The 16,742-nt window shown below is 71.5% G+C and carries 19 protein-coding genes (1 of these 19 cut by a window edge); 10 read left to right on the top strand and 9 right to left on the bottom strand.

Going from position 1 to position 16,742, the window contains the following annotated elements:
* Together DEIMA_RS03635 and DEIMA_RS03630 are read right to left on the bottom strand one after the other, a co-directional pair.
* Positions 1 to 164, bottom strand: partial view of a S8 family peptidase gene (locus DEIMA_RS03635; protein WP_013555877.1) — the 5' end (the start) only. Its footprint begins 2,134 nt before the window's first position; only the first 164 of its 2,298 coding nucleotides appear in the window; its start codon is at positions 162 to 164; its stop codon lies off the left edge, out of view.
* An 81-nt stretch (positions 165 to 245) separates the two neighbouring features.
* Entirely contained in the window at positions 246 to 995 is a 750-nt protein-coding gene (locus DEIMA_RS03630; RefSeq protein WP_013555876.1) for an aminoglycoside 3'-phosphotransferase, read from the bottom strand.
* Between the two features lie 55 nt (positions 996 to 1,050).
* Here DEIMA_RS03630 and DEIMA_RS03625 point away from each other — a divergent pair, with 55 nt between their 5' ends.
* From DEIMA_RS03625 to DEIMA_RS03600, 6 genes are read left to right on the top strand one after another with little or no spacing between them, the layout of a single operon-like run.
* The gene (locus DEIMA_RS03625) at positions 1,051 to 1,617 is read left to right on the top strand and encodes an RNA polymerase sigma factor (protein WP_013555875.1); all 567 of its coding nucleotides are present in this window, start codon (positions 1,051 to 1,053) and stop codon (positions 1,615 to 1,617) included.
* Positions 1,614 to 1,871 (top strand): hypothetical protein, encoded by a 258-nt coding sequence (locus tag DEIMA_RS03620; protein ID WP_013555874.1) that lies wholly within the window; start codon positions 1,614 to 1,616, stop codon positions 1,869 to 1,871. Before DEIMA_RS03625 ends, DEIMA_RS03620 begins: the two co-directional genes overlap by 4 nt.
* Positions 1,868 to 2,632, top strand: coding sequence for a LolA-like protein (locus DEIMA_RS03615; RefSeq protein WP_245528345.1), 765 nt, complete (start codon positions 1,868 to 1,870; stop codon positions 2,630 to 2,632). The genes DEIMA_RS03620 and DEIMA_RS03615 overlap by 4 nt, the downstream gene beginning before the upstream one ends.
* A gap of 37 nt (positions 2,633 to 2,669) precedes the next feature.
* Entirely contained in the window at positions 2,670 to 3,935 is a 1,266-nt protein-coding gene (locus tag DEIMA_RS03610) for a DUF1800 domain-containing protein (RefSeq protein WP_013555872.1), read from the top strand.
* Between the two features lie 24 nt (positions 3,936 to 3,959).
* Positions 3,960 to 5,129 (top strand): DUF1501 domain-containing protein, encoded by a 1,170-nt coding sequence (locus DEIMA_RS03605; protein WP_013555871.1) that lies wholly within the window; start codon positions 3,960 to 3,962, stop codon positions 5,127 to 5,129.
* A complete protein-coding gene (locus tag DEIMA_RS03600) occupies positions 5,117 to 5,569 on the top strand; it encodes a hypothetical protein (protein WP_245528344.1) in 453 nt (150 codons plus the stop codon). Before DEIMA_RS03605 ends, DEIMA_RS03600 begins: the two co-directional genes overlap by 13 nt.
* A gap of 264 nt (positions 5,570 to 5,833) precedes the next feature.
* On the opposite strand, the gene DEIMA_RS03595 is transcribed toward DEIMA_RS03600, so the two are convergent.
* The gene (locus tag DEIMA_RS03595; RefSeq protein ID WP_013555869.1) at positions 5,834 to 6,754 is read right to left on the bottom strand and encodes a GNAT family N-acetyltransferase; all 921 of its coding nucleotides are present in this window, start codon (positions 6,752 to 6,754) and stop codon (positions 5,834 to 5,836) included.
* On the bottom strand, positions 6,755 to 7,651 hold the full coding sequence (locus DEIMA_RS03590) for a GNAT family N-acetyltransferase (RefSeq protein ID WP_013555868.1): 897 nt from the start codon (positions 7,649 to 7,651) through the stop codon (positions 6,755 to 6,757).
* Positions 7,652 to 7,968: 317 nt separating this feature from the next.
* Here DEIMA_RS03590 and DEIMA_RS03585 point away from each other — a divergent pair, with 317 nt between their 5' ends.
* Together DEIMA_RS03585 and DEIMA_RS03580 are read left to right on the top strand one after the other, a co-directional pair.
* Entirely contained in the window at positions 7,969 to 8,478 is a 510-nt protein-coding gene (locus tag DEIMA_RS03585; protein ID WP_013555867.1) for a hypothetical protein, read from the top strand.
* A gap of 117 nt (positions 8,479 to 8,595) precedes the next feature.
* The gene (locus tag DEIMA_RS03580; protein WP_013555866.1) at positions 8,596 to 9,756 is read left to right on the top strand and encodes an iron-containing alcohol dehydrogenase; all 1,161 of its coding nucleotides are present in this window, start codon (positions 8,596 to 8,598) and stop codon (positions 9,754 to 9,756) included.
* 31 nt (positions 9,757 to 9,787) lie between these two features.
* Here DEIMA_RS03580 and DEIMA_RS03575 read toward each other — a convergent pair whose 3' ends face one another.
* Positions 9,788 to 10,510, bottom strand: a complete 723-nt coding sequence (locus DEIMA_RS03575) for a GNAT family N-acetyltransferase (RefSeq protein ID WP_013555865.1) — start codon at positions 10,508 to 10,510, stop codon at positions 9,788 to 9,790.
* Positions 10,511 to 10,571: 61 nt separating this feature from the next.
* On the bottom strand, positions 10,572 to 11,444 hold the full coding sequence (locus DEIMA_RS03570) for a S41 family peptidase (RefSeq protein WP_013555864.1): 873 nt from the start codon (positions 11,442 to 11,444) through the stop codon (positions 10,572 to 10,574).
* A 40-nt stretch (positions 11,445 to 11,484) separates the two neighbouring features.
* On the opposite strand from DEIMA_RS03570, the gene DEIMA_RS16740 reads away from it, so the two are divergent.
* Together DEIMA_RS16740 and DEIMA_RS03560 are read left to right on the top strand one after the other, a co-directional pair.
* Positions 11,485 to 12,132: a hypothetical protein gene (locus DEIMA_RS16740; RefSeq protein ID WP_013555863.1), complete on the top strand. Its 648-nt coding sequence runs from the start codon at positions 11,485 to 11,487 to the stop codon at positions 12,130 to 12,132.
* A gap of 90 nt (positions 12,133 to 12,222) precedes the next feature.
* Positions 12,223 to 14,619 (top strand): glutamine--tRNA ligase/YqeY domain fusion protein, encoded by a 2,397-nt coding sequence (locus DEIMA_RS03560; RefSeq protein ID WP_013555862.1) that lies wholly within the window; start codon positions 12,223 to 12,225, stop codon positions 14,617 to 14,619.
* A 52-nt stretch (positions 14,620 to 14,671) separates the two neighbouring features.
* On the opposite strand, the gene DEIMA_RS03555 is transcribed toward DEIMA_RS03560, so the two are convergent.
* The 3 genes from DEIMA_RS03555 to DEIMA_RS03545 are packed head-to-tail and all read right to left on the bottom strand — an operon-like array spanning position 14,672 to position 16,742.
* Positions 14,672 to 15,229: a hypothetical protein gene (locus DEIMA_RS03555; RefSeq protein WP_013555861.1), complete on the bottom strand. Its 558-nt coding sequence runs from the start codon at positions 15,227 to 15,229 to the stop codon at positions 14,672 to 14,674.
* Between the two features lie 15 nt (positions 15,230 to 15,244).
* Positions 15,245 to 15,814: a hypothetical protein gene (locus DEIMA_RS03550; protein ID WP_013555860.1), complete on the bottom strand. Its 570-nt coding sequence runs from the start codon at positions 15,812 to 15,814 to the stop codon at positions 15,245 to 15,247.
* A gap of 52 nt (positions 15,815 to 15,866) precedes the next feature.
* Complete coding sequence (locus tag DEIMA_RS03545) at positions 15,867 to 16,742, bottom strand: acyltransferase (protein WP_013555859.1); 876 nt, start codon at positions 16,740 to 16,742, stop codon at positions 15,867 to 15,869.

Genomic DNA, 16,742 nt, shown 5'->3' with positions numbered 1-16,742 from the left:
CCCTGGGTGTTGTTCGCAACGGAGAAGCGCACGATGACGCCGACTTTAGTGTTGGGCGCGGTCTGCAGTTTTTTCTGCAGGTCGGGATCGAGGCGTCCGGCGCTGGCCTGACCGGCGGTCGCGGCGGCCAGGGCGGCGCAAAGAAGCAGGGTGGCTCGTTTCATCATGGTTCCGAGCGTAGCCCGGGGGGCATGACGCGCCCTGAGGGGGCCCTGAGGAAACCTTTACGGGCGGTCAGCGTCGGGTCAGGCGAGGGCGTTCAGGCGGGCGTAGTAGTCCAGCTTGTGCAGGTCAATGCGGGCGCGTCCGTAGGTGTCGAGGAAGTGCGCGGCGGCGTCCGGATCGTAGTCTTGCGTGAGGCTGGTGTGCGCGGCAGCGAGGTCCACGTGCCGGTCGGCGAGGCCAGCCCGGCCGACGCCGGTGAGTGCCTCGACGTACTCGCCGTTCACGAGGACGTGCTCGAGGGTAGCGTGGCCGTGCGTGACGACGAGGTCCTCGTCGTGTGGGCGCTGGCGCACGAGGGCGTTGAAGCGTTCGGCCACGGGCGTGGGGATCTCTCCGGACGCGGTGAGGCGGGTGCGGAGGTCGCGGAGGCGCTCGGTGAGGGTGTGGGTGAAGGGGCAGTCGCGGATGGGCAGGGCGTGGAGTTCCGCGAGGGCGCGCGCGAGAAGGTCGGCGTTGCGGCGGGCGTGGAGGCGGGCATCGGGGTGGTTCATGGGCATGCCGGGCAAGCGGGCGAGGGCGAGGTAGGCGTGGTCGGCGTCTTCGGCGTACCCGGCGAGTGGCGGGACGGGCACGCGGGGCGCGAGCCAGCGGAGGCGTTCCTTCTCGCTGAACAGGGGATGACTGGGGCCGCGTGGGTGGACCTTGATGAGGAAGCGTTGCGAGCGGTACACGCGGGTGCCGGCGTCATTCGTGTGCGTGAGTTCCCAGCGTGCGGCAGGAAGGGTGCGGCGCAGCGCTTCGGGGAGCGTGAGGGGGGGCGTGTCGGCCATGCGGGCATGCTAGTACGCCCTGGGGCTGGAACTTTCCGGGCGGGACGTGCATCTGATGGGTGTGACGGTGGAGCACCTCACGGATACCGAGTTGATCGCGCGCGCCCGCGCGCCGTTCTCGCGTGGGCGGGAGGCGGCGTTCGAGACGCTGGTGCGGCGGCATGCGCCGCGCGTGCATGCGCTCGCGCGGTCGCTGGTGGGTGTGGGCGCAGCGGATGACGTGGTGCAGGAGGTGTTCGTGAGTGTGCACCGGCATCTGGGGGCGTTCCGGGGGGACGCAGCGTTCGGGACGTGGCTGCACCGCGTGACGTTGAACGCGTGTTACGCGGCGTTGCGGGTACGGCCGAGCGTGCCGTTCTCGGAGGTGCCGGAGCCGGTGTCGGGGAGCGACCCGGTGCGGGAGGGGGAGCGGGCGGACCTGCGGGCGCGGCTCACGTGGGCACTCGCGCAGCTCCCGAGGGAGCAGCGGGAGGCGGTGGCGTTGCGGGAGTTATCGGGGTTGACGTACGAGGAGGTGGCCGAGGTGATGGGTGTGGAACTGGGCACGGTGAAGTCGCGGATCAATCGTGGGCGGGTGGCGCTGCGGGCGCTGCTGAGCGCGCAGGGGGTGAGGCCGGAGTGAGCGAGTGGACGGAAGCGGACTTGGACGCGCTGTTCGTGGGCGCGCGGGCGGGCACGGCGGAGGATGCGGGCGCGGCGGCGCGGTTTCTGACGCGCCGCGCGCGGGTCGCGCGGCGCCGGGCGGCGGGGGGCGTGTCGGCGGCGCTCGCGGCAGCGGCGGTGGTGGCGGGCGTGCTGGCGTGGCGGCCCGCGCCGACCCTGCCGGCGTCGGCGGCGTACGCGGCGTACAGCGCGGCGCAGGGGGACGAGTGGTGAGGCGCGCGACGATGCTCATCGCGCTGCTGGGGGCGTCGGCGCAGGCGGCGGACGCGAATCCGGCGGTGTCGGCGTTCGCGCGGGCGTTGCGGACGGAGGCGCGTGGCGTGGCGGAAGTGAGCGTGTTCTTCCCGCCGCGCGCGAATCCCACGCGGACGGCGGCGGTCCTGCCGAACGTGAGCGTCTACGCGGGTCTGCTGCGGCGGAATTTCGAGGTGAACGTCGGGGGCGTGGAGCGCGTGGCCGGGCGGGACGCGACGCGGCTGACGCTCACACCGAAGGTGGGGGACGCGGCGCGTTGGACGGTGTGGGTGGACCGCGCGTGGAACGTGCCGCTCGCGTTCGAGGAGCGCAGCGCGGACGGGACGCTGGCGCGCCGCGCGGCCCTCCAGCAGGTCAGTGGCGTGCGCGCGCGCAGCCGCGCCGCGCCGGTGCGGCCGGAGGGCCTGCGGCGGGCGGTCCTGGCGGCCGTGCCCGGGCTGGCGTGCCCGGCGGGGTTCGAGCCGGTCGCAGTGAGCGTGAGCGGGCGCGGCACGGAGGTGCAGCTCAGTGACGGCCTGAATACGCTCGTGCTCGTGCTGGCCACGCGGAACGTGCAGACTGCGCCGGGCGTGGCCGCGCGGCGCGTGCGGGCGGGCGCGTTCGTGTGGCTGATTGGGAACCTCCCGGCGCGCGCGCTGAGCGCGGCCCTCACCGGCGTCCGGGACGTACGTCCGGACGCCCTGGGAACTTTCGTGGCACCGCCGCCCTCTAAGGAGTAGGTTCGTCAACCCCAGCCGTTCCTGTCAGGAGATGACCGTGGCACTCACCCCCTACCAACCCCGTACGTACACGCCTGAGGACGCGGCGCACCTGGCGCGCCGCGCGGGTTTCGGCGCGACCGACGCTGAAATCCGGGCGTTGCAGCAACTCGGCCCGCAGGGCGCGGCGCGGAAGCTGCTGGACTTTCCGCAGACGCTCGTGAGCGGCAATCCGTTCAAGCCGGAGAATGGCGCGTCGCCCGGCGCGGGCATCAAGCTGACGCAGACGGCGTGGCTGTTCGAGATGCTGTACACGCCGCATCCGCTTCGCGAGCGTCTCGCGCTGCTGTGGAGCAATCATTTCGTGATTGGCACGGATAAGGTCCGGAACCTCGCGGCGCTCGGGCAATACCTGACGCTGCTGCGGACGCACGCTGCGGGGGAGTTCACGCCGTTCGCAACGGACATCGCGAAATCCCCGGCGATGCTGCGCTACCTCGACAACGACCAGAACCGGAAGGGCAAGCCGAACGAGAACTTCAGCCGGGAGCTGCTGGAGCTGTTCACGACCGGGATCGGGCCGTACTCGGAGCGGGACGTGCAGGAGGGTGCGCGCGCCCTGACCGGCTGGACGTTCACGGGCGGGCGCGGCAACAAGCAGTACCTGGAGGTGCCGAAGTTCGCGTTTCAGGTCAAGAACCATGATGCGGGGCGCAAGACGTACCTGGGGCAGAGCGGGGCGTTCACGCCGGAGCAGGTCGTGGCGCTCGCGTGCGCGCACCCGGCCACGGGAGACTTCGTGGCGCGCAAGTTGTGGCGGGCGTTCGTGAATGACACGCCGGACGAGACGGGCGTGCGCGCCCTCGGGGACGTGTTCCGCGCGCATGGCGGAAACCTGCGCGTGACCCTGGAGGCGCTGCTGACGAGCGAGGCGTTTTACGCGCCGGGCAACCGCGCGAGCATCATCCGCAGCCCGGTGGAGTTCGTGGTGGGGGCGCTGCGGAGCATGGGTCGCCCGAAACTCGACGAGAAGCAGATCCTGAACCTGACGAGCACGCTGGCGCGGCTCGGGCAGGACCTGCTGAAACCGCCGAACGTGAAGGGTTGGGACGGGGGGCGCGAGTGGATCAACGACAGTTCACTGCTGCTGCGCATGCAGACGGCCGCGGCCCTCACGCTCGGGAAGAACGCGCCGAAGGTGGACGCGCCACCGTCCATGCTCGCGCTGACCGGCCACGCGGAGCCGCCCGCGGCGCTGCGCGGCCTGAAGCGCGCGCAGGCCACGTACCTGACGCTGATTTCGCCCGAGTTTCAGCTGCTGTGAAGCGGCCACTGCAAGGAGACGCCCATGGATCGCCGTGAATTCCTGAAACTGTCCGCCGTGGCGCTCGCCGCCACCTCCGGGATGCCCGGGTTCCTCGCGCGCGCCGCCGCCAGTGCCGGCGGCGACAAAACCCTCGTCGTGGTGCAACTCACGGGCGGCAACGACGGGCTGAACACCCTGGTGCCGTACTCGAACGGCGCGTACTACGCGGCCCGGCCGAACATCGCCATCCCCAGGAAGGACGTGCTGACGCTCAACGGCGACCTCGGCATGCACCCGGCGCTGCGGCCCCTGATGAAGCACTGGGACGCCGGGGACCTCGCGTGGATCGAGAACGTCGGGTACCCGAACCCGAACCGCAGTCACTTCGCGAGCATGGCGATCTGGCACACGGCGGACCCGACCCAGGCGGCCGATGACGGTTGGATCGGGCGGATCGCGGAGCGGATCGGCGACCCGTTCTGCGCGAGCAACGTGGGCGGAACGACCCCGCGCGCCCTGATGGCGAGCGAGTTCGCGCTGCCGAGCATCGACAGCGTCGATGGTTTTCAGCTGAAGCTGCCCGAGGGGCTACAGGGGGCGTTTGAGGGGATGCTGAACGCGCCGAGGTCCGGCGAGGCCGCGTACCTGCAGCGCGCCACGCGGCAGATGCTCGCCAACACCCGCAAGGTGCAGGCGAACGCCGGGAAGTACCGCGCGGGCGCCACGTACCCGGAAGGGAAGTTCGCGGCGCAACTGCGGGACGTGGCGCGCCTGATTGCGGGCGGCACCGGGCAGCGGGTGCTGTACACCAGCCTGGGGAGTTTCGACACGCACGCAGGCCAGCGCGCCGAGCAGGATGACCTGCTGACGGAACTCGCGGGGGGGCTCAGTGCATTCATGGCGGACCTGGAGCGGCAGGGTGCTGCGGACCGCGTGATCGTGATGGGCTTCTCGGAGTTCGGGCGGCGCGTCGCGGAGAACGACAGTGCCGGCACGGATCACGGGCAGGGCAGCGTGATGTTCGCGCTCGGGCCGGGCGTGCGGGGCGGCGTGCACGGTGACAGCCCGGACCTGGAGGACCTCGCGGACGGCGACATCAAGTACCGGCAGGATTTCCGGGGCGTGTACGCCGAGGCGCTCGGGCGCTGGCTGAACCTCAACCCGCGCGACATTCTGGGCGGGGATTTCCGGGGGCCGACGTGGATCGCTTGAGGGGCGCCGTGGCGGTGCTGGTGGGCGCGGCGGCGCTGAGCGTGCCGGTGGCGCTCGCCATGCCGAAGTACCGCACGGCGGCCATTCAGCAGTTGCATTACGACGTGGGGAATCCGCTGTGGCAGTACGACCGGACGGTCATGAGCTGCACGTTCTGCCATGTGAACGTGCATGGCGGCGCGCCGTGGAACCCGTTCGGGGAGGCGCTCCGGGCGGGGTTCCGCGCGAGTCCGCGTGCGGACTTCGGGGCGGTGCTGTACGGGGTGCTGCGCGCGAACGGCGACGCGGACGCGGACGGCTACCCGGACGCCGTGGAGGTGTACGCGCGGACCCTGCCAGGCGACGCGCAGAGTCACCCGGAGCGGCCGCTGGCGGAACTGCAGGCCGCGTTCGAGGCGGCTGGTGGCGTGACGCAGTACGCGCCGAAACGCCGGAAGTAGGCTGCTCGGGCGCGCCTGGACCGTGACGGCTACCTTCATTGCGCCCTGCCGAACCCCGGGCCGCTGCTGGCCGTGGCGACCGCGCACTTCGTGGGGGAGTTCGGGCGGGTGCTGCTGATCGATGCGGACGCGTTGGCGGTGCCCGTGGAGTTCGAGCCGGACGCGCAGCCTGCTGTTCCCGCACGTGCACGGCTCCATCGACCTGGAGGCCGTACGTGCGTGGTGCCCTTCCCGCCCGGGGCGCATGGTTCGTTCCGGGTGCTGTCAGGCGTCTGAGTTTCCGTGTCCGGGCATGTCACGGGTGTAGGTGATCCACATGGGTTCCACACGGTAGCCGAGGCGGGCGTTCACGCGCAGCATGGGGAGGTTGTGGACGTTGCCGCCCGTGCCTGCGGACGTGAGGCCCTGGGTTCTGGCCCAGGTGAGTGCGTGCATCTTGAGCAGGGTGGCCAGGCCACGCCTGCGGTGCGCGCGGGTGACGGCCGTGAGTTCCGATTCGGCGTGCGTGCCGCGCGGCGTGAGGCGCGTGAACCCGGTGATTTCGTTTCGGTACGTGGCGACCCAGACCTGCTCCTCGCGTTCCACGGTGGCGCGCAGGGTTTCGGGCGTCAGGTCGTCAGGAGTGGTGGTGGGGTTGCGGGGGGCGTCGCGGACGGCTTCGAGGGTGAGCGCGTGCAGCGCCGCCCAGGTGGGGGCGGGAGCGGGGTGGGTGAGGCGCGCGATCTCGTACCCTTCGAGGTAGCGGCGTTCGTCGAGGGCGCGGTGCGCGTCCGGGTTGAAGGTTCGGAGGTCAAGGTGCGCGCCCCAGGACTGGTGGGCATTGCGGAAGGCGGCAGCGTCCAGGAACGCGCGTTGTGGGGTGTGGTCCTCGCGGACGACGCTGATGAGCGTGCGTGTTCCGGACGGCAGGTGCGTGAGTGCGGCAGTGTACAGCGCGGCGTACTGCGCGTGATCGCCGGCGAATTGCAGGCGGGCGGCGCGGGGGGCGCGCTCACCGAACGGGGTGATGTGCACGGCGGCGGTGACGTCGTGGCCCTGCGCGGCGACGAGGTGCAGGTGGCCGGGCGCGGGGTTCGCGGTGCGGTACTGCTCGGGGTGCACAGGGAACTGCCCGAGGTACGCGGCGTGGACGAGCGCGGCGAGGGTATCGGCGTCGTCGGGCGTGGCGGGGCGGATGTGCGGCATTCAGGCGTCCACGGGGGCGCGGTAGGCGATCCAGTCGGGTTCGATGCGCGCGCCGAGCCGTGTGAGCACCCGCAGGTACGCGGCGTCCGTGGTGACGCCGGCGGTGTTCAGGAAGGGGGTGCCTGCGTGGTGCAGGGCGGCGTTCACGTGGGCCTGCAGGGCGGTGCCGAGGCCGCGGTGGCGGTGGTGCGGGTGGACGGTCAGGAGGGCGTTCCAGGCGCCGAGGCCGCTGCGTTCGGGCACGGCGAGCCCGATGAGGTCTTCGCCGTGCGTGGCGATGAACGCCTGCGCCCAGAGCTGGTCCGGGGTGTGCAGCGTGTCGCTGGCAGGGGGGATGGTGGGGTCGGCGGTGACCTTGTCGTGGCGGGTGAGGGCGTAGAGCGCGGCGAGGCGGGGGTCGTCTCGGTGAGGGAGGGCCGGCTGGATGCTGATGCCGGGCACGCTGAAGCGGTCAGGGTTGAGGGGCGGGGTGGTGAGGTGGAAGCCACCGCCGAAGGTGCGGTGCACCTCGTGGAAGCCGTGCGTAAGGGGGTCGGGCGCGGTGGGGAGGTAGTCCTCGCGGAGGCTGAGCCAGAGGTGGGCGGCGCCGTGGGTGCGGGCGTGGTGGCGGGCGGCGGTGAGCAGGTGGGTGGCGGTGGCGGTGGTGCGTTCGTCGGGGTGGAGCATGGGGCCGATCCAGAGGTGCGCGGGGTGGTCGGGGTTGAGCCAGAGGGTCATGGCGCCGAGCAGTCGACCGTGTTGTTCGAGCACGAGGGTGGGGGTGTGGTTGGGTTTGCTGAGGCGGGTGTGCTGCCGGGCGGCGGTGGTGTGGAAGTGCGGTTCGGTGGTGCTGTTGTGCAGCAGGGCGAGGGTGTGGGCGTCGGTGGGGGCGGCGGGGCGCACGGTGGCGTAGGGCATGGGTTGAGGGTAGGGGCAGGGTGTAGGAGGTCGCAAAAGTGAGGAGTAGGCATTTTTGCCTAGCATCCTCATATGCACTTCATATTCAACGAGCGTGTTGACAATTTTCTGCACTGGACATATTCTGTGATTACCGAAATGGGAGTGCCGATGGCGCACTCATCCATCGATTTTCGGCTGTACATCGAGTTTGTTCGATCCGAGCCTCCGCCCGCGACAACCGGGCGGAGGCGTCTTTGAGGCAGGTCGAGGCTTCATTGATCTGCAATGTGGCTTAAAACACTTGCATAATTCGCGCAAAACAGAACAATGCGAGTATGGACCCCCAGAAGAACGACCTGCTGAAAAAAGCCGGCGCCATGCTCGCCCACCTCGACCTCTTCCACCGCATGAGCGACCTGCGCAAACTCATCCAGCTTGCCAACCACATGGACGAGCGAGGTGACCGCGCCGCCCTCGTCGCGCCCGGCACCATGACGCTGTACGGTGCCGACATGACCAGCGACGCCACCATCACCACCAGCAAAGGCGTCACACTCAGCGCCGAAGACGCTTACCGCACCCTGCAGTCCCTCAAGGGCTTTGCGTCCGACGAGTACGCCGTCACCCGCGATGAACTGCGCGCCCTGAACGCCCGCGCCGTCCAAGACCTCGAAGGCAGCGACGAGCTCCGCGCGTTCGGCGACGCCCTCGCGCGCATCAGCGCCCCCACCGCCGCGCCCGCCCCCGCCCCGGCTGCCGCCGCGACGCCCCCCAGCGACGCGCCCGAAAAGCCCGCGCGCACCCGCCGCGCCGAAGGCGACGCGCCCGCCACGCCCGCCGCATAACCATTCAACACCGCCGCGCCGCGCCCGTGACCGCACGGAGCGCGGCGCCTTCCGCATGACCCGCGTGTGTGACGAGCGCACCCTCCGCCGCCCCCGTTCGGGCCATGCTCAGCGGTCATGCAGCCCTTCAGCTTCCAGAACCCCACGCGCCTGCACTTCGGCGCCGGTCAACTCGAACGCCTCCGCGACGAAGTCCCCCACGGCGCGCACGTCCTGCTGGTCTACGGCGGCGGCAGCATCAAACGCAGCGGCCTGTACGACCAGGTGCACGCGCACCTTCAAGCGCTTGGCGCGGTCGTCACGGAACTCGCCGGCGTGGAACCCAACCCGCGCCTCAGCACCGTTCGGCGCGGCGTCACCCTCGCGCAGGGCAGCGTCACGCACATCCTCGCCGTGGGCGGCGGCAGCGTCATCGACGCCGCCAAAGCCATCGCCGTGAGCGCCCGCAGCGCGCACGATGCCTGGGACCTGATCCTCAACCCCTCCCTCATCACCGGCGCCCTGCCGCTCGGCGTGGTCCTCACGCACGCCGCCACCGGCAGCGAAATGAACCCCATCAGCGTCATCACCAACGAAGGCACCCTCGACAAGCGCGGCTGGGCGAGCGCGCACGCCTACCCGACCTTCAGCATCCTCGACCCGGCCTTCACGCTTACTGCCCCGCGCGACCAGACCGCGTACGGCCTCATCGACATGATGAGCCACGTCCTCGAGGACTACCTCGACACGACCACCAACACGCCCGTACAGGACGCCTGGGCCGAAGGGCTGCTGCGCGTCCTCATCGACACCGGCCCGAAGCTCGTCGCGGACCTCGGGAACCTCGAACTGCGCGAAACGGCCATGCTGGCGGGCACCTGGGCGTTCAACGGCGCGCTCGCCATGGGCAAGGACGGCGACTGGGCCTCGCACCGCATCGAGCACGCCCTCAGCGCGCTGCACGACGTGCCGCACGCCGCGGGCCTGAGCGTCGTGATGCCCGCGTGGATGGAATACGCCGCCCAGGAGCGCCCCGAGAAGCTCGCGCGACTCGCCGAGCGGGTCCTCGGCGTGCACCGCATGGAGCGCAGCGACGCGCTGGTCGCGCGCGAGGGGATCACGCGCCTGCGCAGCTTCTGGCGGTCGCTCGGCGCGCCCACGCGCCTGCACGAGCTGAACATCCCCGACACGGACATCCCGAAGCTCGCGGAACTGAGCGTGCTGCGCGGCGAGCCGTTCGGGAACCTCCGCCCGCTGGGCCGCGCGGACGTCGAAGCGATCCTGCGCCTCGCCCACTAAGACCCCGGGGCTGGTGTACCGGCCCCTGGATTTATCTCTGGAAGGCGGACGGGGACGCCGTGGCGGGCAGCAGCGGCACACGCTCGCGCCCGCCCGCGCGGTCCTGCAGTTCCTGCGCGTGCTGCGCCGCCCGCACCGCCCCCAGCCACGGCGTCCAGTACGCCCGCATGGTCTCCGACACCAGCGCCGCCGGCACGCTGCCCTGCTCGTCCGTGAACGGCTGGTACAGCAGGTCCATGTCCGTGACGGGCCCGCCGTCCTCGCCCCCGACCGGCTGTTCGTAGCGGACGTCCACCGTACGGAACCCCAGCGCGTGGAACGATGCGCGCCGCGAGCGCGGGTCACTGCCGACGGCGGCCTCGGCGGCGCGCTGCTCGTCGCTCAGGCGCTCCGGGTTCACGACGTCAATGAACACGCCTGCCGCGCCCTGCCCCTGCAGGGTCTCGCGTCGCGCGGCGTTCAGGGCGCGCGCCACGCCACGCCCGCGCGCGTCTGCCTCCACGCCCAGGAAGCTGCTGAAGCCCGTCCCGGCGTCCGGCAGGTAGTGGAAGAGCGTGCCGCCCAGCACCCGCCCGCGCTCGTCCTCCGCGACGAGCAGCGTGTCGCGGCGCGCGCCGCCGGGCCGGGCGAGCATGTGCGCGATGTACGGCGCGGGAATCAGCATGTCCGGCTCGAAGTACGCGCGTTCCTGCAGCGCGCCGAACGCCGCAATGGCCGGGTCGGACGGGTCGGTGACCGCACGAATGCTCAACATGCCGGGAGCGTACCGCGCGCCTGCGGGCCCGAGCGGGCCGAAGCGCACAAACGCCCCGCACCTAGAGCTGCCCCAGCGCCACCTCCAGCGCCTCCGCGGCCGGCACGGCGATGTGCGGCTCGACGCCCACGCCCTCCCAGTTGCCGCCCGTGAGGGGCACCACCGGGCGCCCGCCCGGCACGAACAGCTCCAGGTGCGGGTGGACGCTCACGAACTCCCCCGGGTGCGCCGCGCCGGCCGTCGTCTCGCCGATGAGCGTCGCGCGGCCCGCGTGGCGCAGCACGTACGCGACCTCCTCCGCACCGGACGCCGTGCGGCGGCTGGTCAGCACGAACACCGGCCGGTCCAGGTAGCGCGGGGCGGGCAGCACTGAGGGCGTCCACGTCTGCACGCCCTCGGTGGCGCCGCGGTGCCAGAAGGTGTTCACGTGCAGCGGCTCCGCGAAGAAGAACCCCTGCAGAAACGCTGTGCACGCCGGGTCGCCGCCGCCGTTGCGGCGCAGGTCGAGGATCAGCGCGCGCGTGCCCGCCATGAGCTGCAGGGCGGCCGCGATGATGGGCGCGGCTGCCGTGACGTCGAAGAAGCCGCGCAGTTCCAGCAGCCCGACGTTCCCGTCGAGGATTTCAGCGCGGGTGAGGCCGTGCGCGCTCGCGAACGGTTCGCGTCCGTGGTGCGGGTGCTTCTCGGGCTTCACGCGCAGGCGCAGGTGCCCGTCCGGGGTGTGCGCGCGCAGGGCCGCCGAGACGGCGGCGCAGAACGCTTCCGGGGTGTCGGGCCGCTCGGGCGTCGTCGCCCACCAGATGCGCAGGGCGTCGGCGAGGGCGGCGCCCACGTCCGGAAAGACGTACTGCTCGGCGAGGGCGTGCGCGGCGGCGTCCACCACGGACGCGCGGTCGTCGGGGTGCCAGGTGGGGTGGGGGGTGGTCAGGGTCATGGTTGCCTCCACCTGCACGGTGCCAGGTACCCTACTTCCAATGACAGAGGCAGAACTGAGTAGCTTGCCGCCCGGCACGCAGGTCATCACGCGGGCGGACGCGGCGGCGTTCCTCACGGACCCGGACCGTCAGCTGTACCTCGCGCCGTTCCTGCAGCGCGAGGTGACGCTCAGCGCCGCCGCGCGCGAACTGGCGCTCCCGCTGGGCCGCGTGCACTACTGGGCGGGCCGCCTCGTGCAGCTGGACCTGCTGCGCGTCACGCGCGCGGCGCCGCGCGCCGGGCGCGCTGTCCGGCACTACACCGCCACCGCGCCCGCGTTCTTCGTGCCGTTCGCGCTCACGGCCGCCGAGACGGTCGCGGCGCAGATCACGCACGACCAGGAGGTGCGGCAGCGGCACCTGAGCGCCGCGCACGCCCGCGCGCTCGGGCAGCTCCCGCCTGGCCACGGGCAGCTGATCGAGCGCATGCCCGAAACCGACGAGGGCCTGCGCATCCGCTCGGTGCCCGAGGGCGCGCCGGGCACGCCGCTGCTCAGCACGTGGCTGGAACGCCCGTACCGCCACGCGGACGCCCTCGCGCTGCGCGCGGACCTCGACGCCCTCGCGAAACGCTACGCGGCCCTGCCCGAGCCCGATGAGGGCGACGCCCGGACGTACTGCCTGCGCCTCGCCCTCGCGCCGATGTAGGCCGGGCGCCCCGCCGCCCTGATGAGCACGCCACGGCGGTGCGCCCTTCAGCGGACGCCGCAACGCATGAGCGCGCTCTAGAATGGCCGAATGACCGACCTTCGCGCCGCCCTCATCCCCGCGCCTGACGCGCGCCGCGTCAATCCAAACTTCATCACGGACGTGATCGACGCGGACCTGCAATCAGGCCGCGTGGACCGCGTCGTGACGCGCTTCCCCCCCGAACCGAACGGGTACGCGCACCTCGGGCACGCCTTCGCGAGCTTCCTCGACTACATGACCGCGCAGGACTACGGCGGCGTATGCAACTTCCGCCTCGACGACACCAACCCCACCGGCGAAACGCAGGAGTACGCGGACAGCATCATCCGCGACATGCAGTGGGTCGGGTGGGATACCTCGAGACTGTTCTACGCGTCGGATTACTACGAGCAGCTGTACAGCTACGCGCAGGAATTGATCCGCAAGGGCCTCGCGTACGTGGAGAGCGTGAGCGGCGACGAAATGGCGCGCCTGCGCGGCACGGTGGACCAGCCGGGCACGCCCAGCCCGTACCGTGAGCGCAGCGTCGAGGAGAACCTGGAGATGTTCGCCCGCATGCGCGCCGGCGAGTTCGGCAACGGCGAGCACGCCCTGCGCGCGAAGATCGACCTGGCCAGCCCGAACTTCAAGCTGCGCGACCCGGTGCTGTACCGCATCCTGCACGAAACGCACTACCGCACCGGCAGCGCGTGGTGCATCTACCCGATGTACGATTTCGCGCACCCCATCAGTGACGCGATTGAGGGCATCACGCACAGCATGTGCAGCCTGGAGTTCATCGACAACCGCGCCATCTACGACTGGCTGATGGAGCACCTGTTCCCGGAAGCGCAGACCGGCCGCACGCCGCCCCGGCAGTACGAGTTCGGGCGGCGCAGCCTGGAGTACACGGTCGTCAGCAAACGCAAACTGCGCCGCCTGGTGCAGGAGGGCGTGGTGCGCGGCTGGGACGACCCGCGCATGCCGACCATCAGCGCGCAGCGCCGCCGGGGCGTCACGCCGGACGCCGTGCGGGCGTTTGCGGCGCAGATCGGCGTGAGCCGCACGAACCGCACCGTGGACCTCGCGGTGTTCGAGAATGCCGTGCGTGACGACCTGAACGCCCGCGCGCCGCGCGTGATGGCGGTCGCGCAGCCGCTGCGCGTGACGATCACGAACCTGGACGGCGCGCGCACGCTGAGCCTCCCCTACTGGCCGCACGACGTGATTCGCGACAGCGCGGACGGCCTGGTGGGCCTGCCCGGCGGCGCGCGCGTGACGCCCGAGCAGGCCGTGCGGGACGTGCCGCTCACCGCGGACCTCGTGATCGAACGGGACGATTTCGCGGTGGACCCGCCGAAGGGCTTCAAGCGCCTCACGCCGGGCGGCACGGTGCGCCTGCGCGGCGCGGGCATCATCCGCTGCGACGACGTGCTCACCGACGAGGGCGGCACCGTCACCGAACTGCGCGTGACGCTGCTCGGCGAGGACGCCAAAGCCAGCGGCGTGATCCACTGGGTGAGCGCGTCGCAGGGCGTGCCCGCCGAGTTCCGCCTGTTCGACCGCCTGTTCACCGTGCCGAACCCGGACACGGAAGCGCAGCACTTCGACCCGGAGGAGCCCGGGCACGAGGACGAGCGCGAGCCGCTGAACACCGACTTCCTGCGCTTCGTGAACCCGCAGAGCCTCGCGGTCACGCAGGGGTTCGTGGAGCCCAGCGTCCTGCGGGACCCGAGCGACACCCGCTACCAGTTCGAGCGACTCGGGTACTTCTGGCGTGACCCGCAGGACAGCCGCGAGGGCGCCCTCGTGCTGAACCGCATCATCACCCTGAAGGACGCGTGGGCGAAGGAGCAGACGAAGGCCGCGCCCACAAGGGAGAAGCGCGAGCAGCCCAGGGGCGAGAAGGCCGAGGCGGCCCCGGCGGCGCCCACCCGCCCGGCCCTCACGGACGAGCAGACGGCGACGTTCACGCGCCTGCAGGGCGCGGGCCTGAGCGAGAACGACGCGCACCTCCTCGCACGCGAGGCGCCGCTGCTCGCGTACCTCGACGGCGCGCCGGACATGGCGGCGCTCGCGCCGTGGGTCGTGAACGACCTGGCGGTGGCGCTGCGTGACGGCACGAACAAGGTGCCGCGTGAGGCCCTCGCGGACCTCGTGGCGCTCCTCGCGGAGGGCAGCATCAGCGCGCGCATCGCGAAAGACGCCCTCGCCGAGGCGCAGGCGAGCGGCGAGGCGCCCGCCGCGATCATCGAACGCAAGGGTCTGCGCGTCCTGAACGATGAGGGCGCCCTGCGCACCGCGATTCAGGCGGTGCTGGACGCAAACCCCGGCAAGGTCGAGGAGTACCGCGGCGGCAAGAAGGGCCTCACCGGATTCTTCACTGGGCAGGTCATGCGCGCCACGAACGGGCAGGCGGACCCGAAAACGGTTGCGCGGCTCCTCGCGGCCCTGCTGGACAGCTGAGCCCGCCGTCAGGAAGGGCGGCCCCGCGCGTGGGGCCGCCCTTCCTGACGGCTCAGTGCAGGCGGAGGCGGCGACTTTCGAGGTCCGCGTGGCCGTTCAGGTAGCGCAGCCATCCCTTGGGCGTGAGCGGCCCCAGGCCGTTGTGCTCCACGCTCGTGCCCGCTTCGGGTGGGTTCGCCTGCAGCGCGCGAGCGAGGGCGACCGTACCGGAACGCGTCTGGGACATCGTTTCACGCAGTTCCTGCAGGGACGCGTCCTTCGGCGGTTTGTACACGTGGTGCTCGTCGCGGACGAACGCCGCCTGCCCGAGCGCGACGCGCAGGCGCGCCTGCCCCCAGCGTTCGATGCCGATGATGTGCCGCACGGTCGCGCGCGCGTCGGGCGTGTCGGCGGTGCGTTCCAGCCGGGCGGACAGCGCGAGCCAGCCGCGTTCCAGGTTCGCGCCGAGCTGCGCGTACGTGAGGTTCGAGGCGGGCCCCTCCACCAGCTGCTGCACCGCGAATTCCTTGAGGTCGTCCTTGCGGTGACGGGCCACCGCCACGCCCGCCGCGGCCGCGCCGACCGCCGCGACGGACACGACCACCGGCACCCAGAGTTTGTTGCGTTGCATGCCCAAGTGTACGGGTTACCGCTCGCGTGGGGCGAGCAGTTCCTGCGGCGTGGCAATCACGTGCACGAAGCTGTCGGCTACGCATGGGAGGGCGCCGAGCAGCATCAGCGGGTGCGCGACGGTGCCGTGCGGGACGTTGAGAGGGGTACCGTGCGCGCCCCACCCGAAGCCCTTGCTGAGCCGAGCGCCGTCCCGCGCGACGACGGCGCTCGCGAGAATCACGGCGGTCACGCTGCCGAGGTCGTCGGTGCGTTCGCCCAGGGCGGGCAGGCGGCGCAGGTCCGCGCCGGCCTCGTCGGTGACGCGGTAGTACCCGCGCCCGCGCACGTCCGGGACGATGATGCTCAGCCCGGCGGCCAGCGCGAGCTTCCGCGCGGGCATCAGGGTGCGTTCCGCGCCGATCAGCAGGGGGCCGCGCGTGAAGTCCGGGTGGCTCAGCAGCCGCTGGCAGGCGGCGCGCGCACCCCGGAAGTTCGGGTGGTGCCCGTGCGGTGGCAGCGGGTACACGGCCGCGTGAGCGCGCGCGAGGGCGTCCCACGCGCGCTCACGCACGGTCCCGGCGGTGGGGGGGGCGGCGTTCGTCATGCTCCGCTCAGGGTAAACCAGCGGGGCCGCCTGTGCAGGCGGTCCCGGGCCTTCACTCGCCGCTTTGCGGGTGGCGGGTCTGGACGGGCGTGGGGTCCGGGTAGTCGCTGTTCGCTTTGCGGGCCGGTTCGGGCGCCCGGGTGCGGCTGTCCACGCCGTACTCCGCGCGCGGCTCGCGGACCTTGTAGCGGGTGACGCGCGCGGGCACGCCCATGGCAATGGCGTGCGGGGGCACGTCGCCGCGCACGAGCGCGCCGGTGGCGATCATCGCGTCGTCGCTCACCACGCTGCCGGCGAGGATGGTGCTGTGGTACGTGATGCGCGCGCCGCGCCCGATGATGGTCTTGCGCAGGGTCACGTCCGGGCCGTTCAGGACGCTGTGCGTGTGGCTGTAGATGTTCGCGTAGTCGCTGACGCTCGCACCGTCCTGCAGTTCGATGCCGCCGATATCGTCGAGCAGGACGTGGCGGTGCACAACCACGTGGTCGCCGACTTCCATGTTGTACCCGACGGAGAACTCGACGTTCTGCCAGCACTTGAAGTTCTCGCCGACGCGCGCGAACACGTGCTGCGCGAGCACGCGGCGGAACGGAATGCCGAAGCTGGGGTTCTGCCCGGCGGGCGTGAGGTCCACGCCCTTCCAGAGCCACAGCAGCGGTTTGACGCGCGCGAAGCGTTCCTGGTCGGTGGCAGCGTAGTATTCCGCTTCGAGGGTGACGTTGCGCGGGTCGAGGTTCAGGGCGGCGATGGGCGCGTCGGCGCGGAGGACGGCGTAGTCGCGGCCATACGTGAAGTACGCGAGGAGGTCGCGGACGAGTTCGTCACGGTTCGTCGTGGCGTCACACAGGCGCGCGTCGAGGGAGGTCAGGAAGTCGGTGTATTCCCCTTCGGCGACAGCGTCGATGTGGAGGTCTCTGAGCCACGGCAT

Origin of the sequence: Deinococcus maricopensis DSM 21211 (genome assembly GCF_000186385.1) — a bacterium.
In the GTDB taxonomy this organism is placed as follows: Bacteria; Deinococcota; Deinococci; order Deinococcales; family Deinococcaceae; genus Deinococcus_B; species Deinococcus_B maricopensis.
This window is presented reverse-complemented; position numbering and strand designations above follow the sequence as displayed.

Coding starts and splice junctions, on each gene's coding strand:
- DEIMA_RS03560 (WP_013555862.1), top strand. CDS start 12,223: ATGACCGACCTTCGCGCCGCCCTCATCCCCGCGCCTGACGCGCGCCGC.
- DEIMA_RS03575 (WP_013555865.1), bottom strand. CDS start 10,510: ATGTTGAGCATTCGTGCGGTCACCGACCCGTCCGACCCGGCCATTGCG.
- DEIMA_RS03555 (WP_013555861.1), bottom strand. CDS start 15,229: ATGCAACGCAACAAACTCTGGGTGCCGGTGGTCGTGTCCGTCGCGGCG.
- DEIMA_RS03625 (WP_013555875.1), top strand. CDS start 1,051: ATGGGTGTGACGGTGGAGCACCTCACGGATACCGAGTTGATCGCGCGC.
- DEIMA_RS03570 (WP_013555864.1), bottom strand. CDS start 11,444: ATGACCCTGACCACCCCCCACCCCACCTGGCACCCCGACGACCGCGCG.
- DEIMA_RS03630 (WP_013555876.1), bottom strand. CDS start 995: ATGGCCGACACGCCCCCCCTCACGCTCCCCGAAGCGCTGCGCCGCACC.
- DEIMA_RS03580 (WP_013555866.1), top strand. CDS start 8,596: ATGCAGCCCTTCAGCTTCCAGAACCCCACGCGCCTGCACTTCGGCGCC.
- DEIMA_RS03550 (WP_013555860.1), bottom strand. CDS start 15,814: ATGACGAACGCCGCCCCCCCCACCGCCGGGACCGTGCGTGAGCGCGCG.
- DEIMA_RS03595 (WP_013555869.1), bottom strand. CDS start 6,754: ATGCCGCACATCCGCCCCGCCACGCCCGACGACGCCGATACCCTCGCC.
- DEIMA_RS16740 (WP_013555863.1), top strand. CDS start 11,485: ATGACAGAGGCAGAACTGAGTAGCTTGCCGCCCGGCACGCAGGTCATC.
- DEIMA_RS03545 (WP_013555859.1), bottom strand. CDS start 16,742: ATGCCGTGGCTCAGAGACCTCCACATCGACGCTGTCGCCGAAGGGGAA.
- DEIMA_RS03590 (WP_013555868.1), bottom strand. CDS start 7,651: ATGCCCTACGCCACCGTGCGCCCCGCCGCCCCCACCGACGCCCACACC.
- DEIMA_RS03605 (WP_013555871.1), top strand. CDS start 3,960: ATGGATCGCCGTGAATTCCTGAAACTGTCCGCCGTGGCGCTCGCCGCC.
- DEIMA_RS03585 (WP_013555867.1), top strand. CDS start 7,969: ATGGACCCCCAGAAGAACGACCTGCTGAAAAAAGCCGGCGCCATGCTC.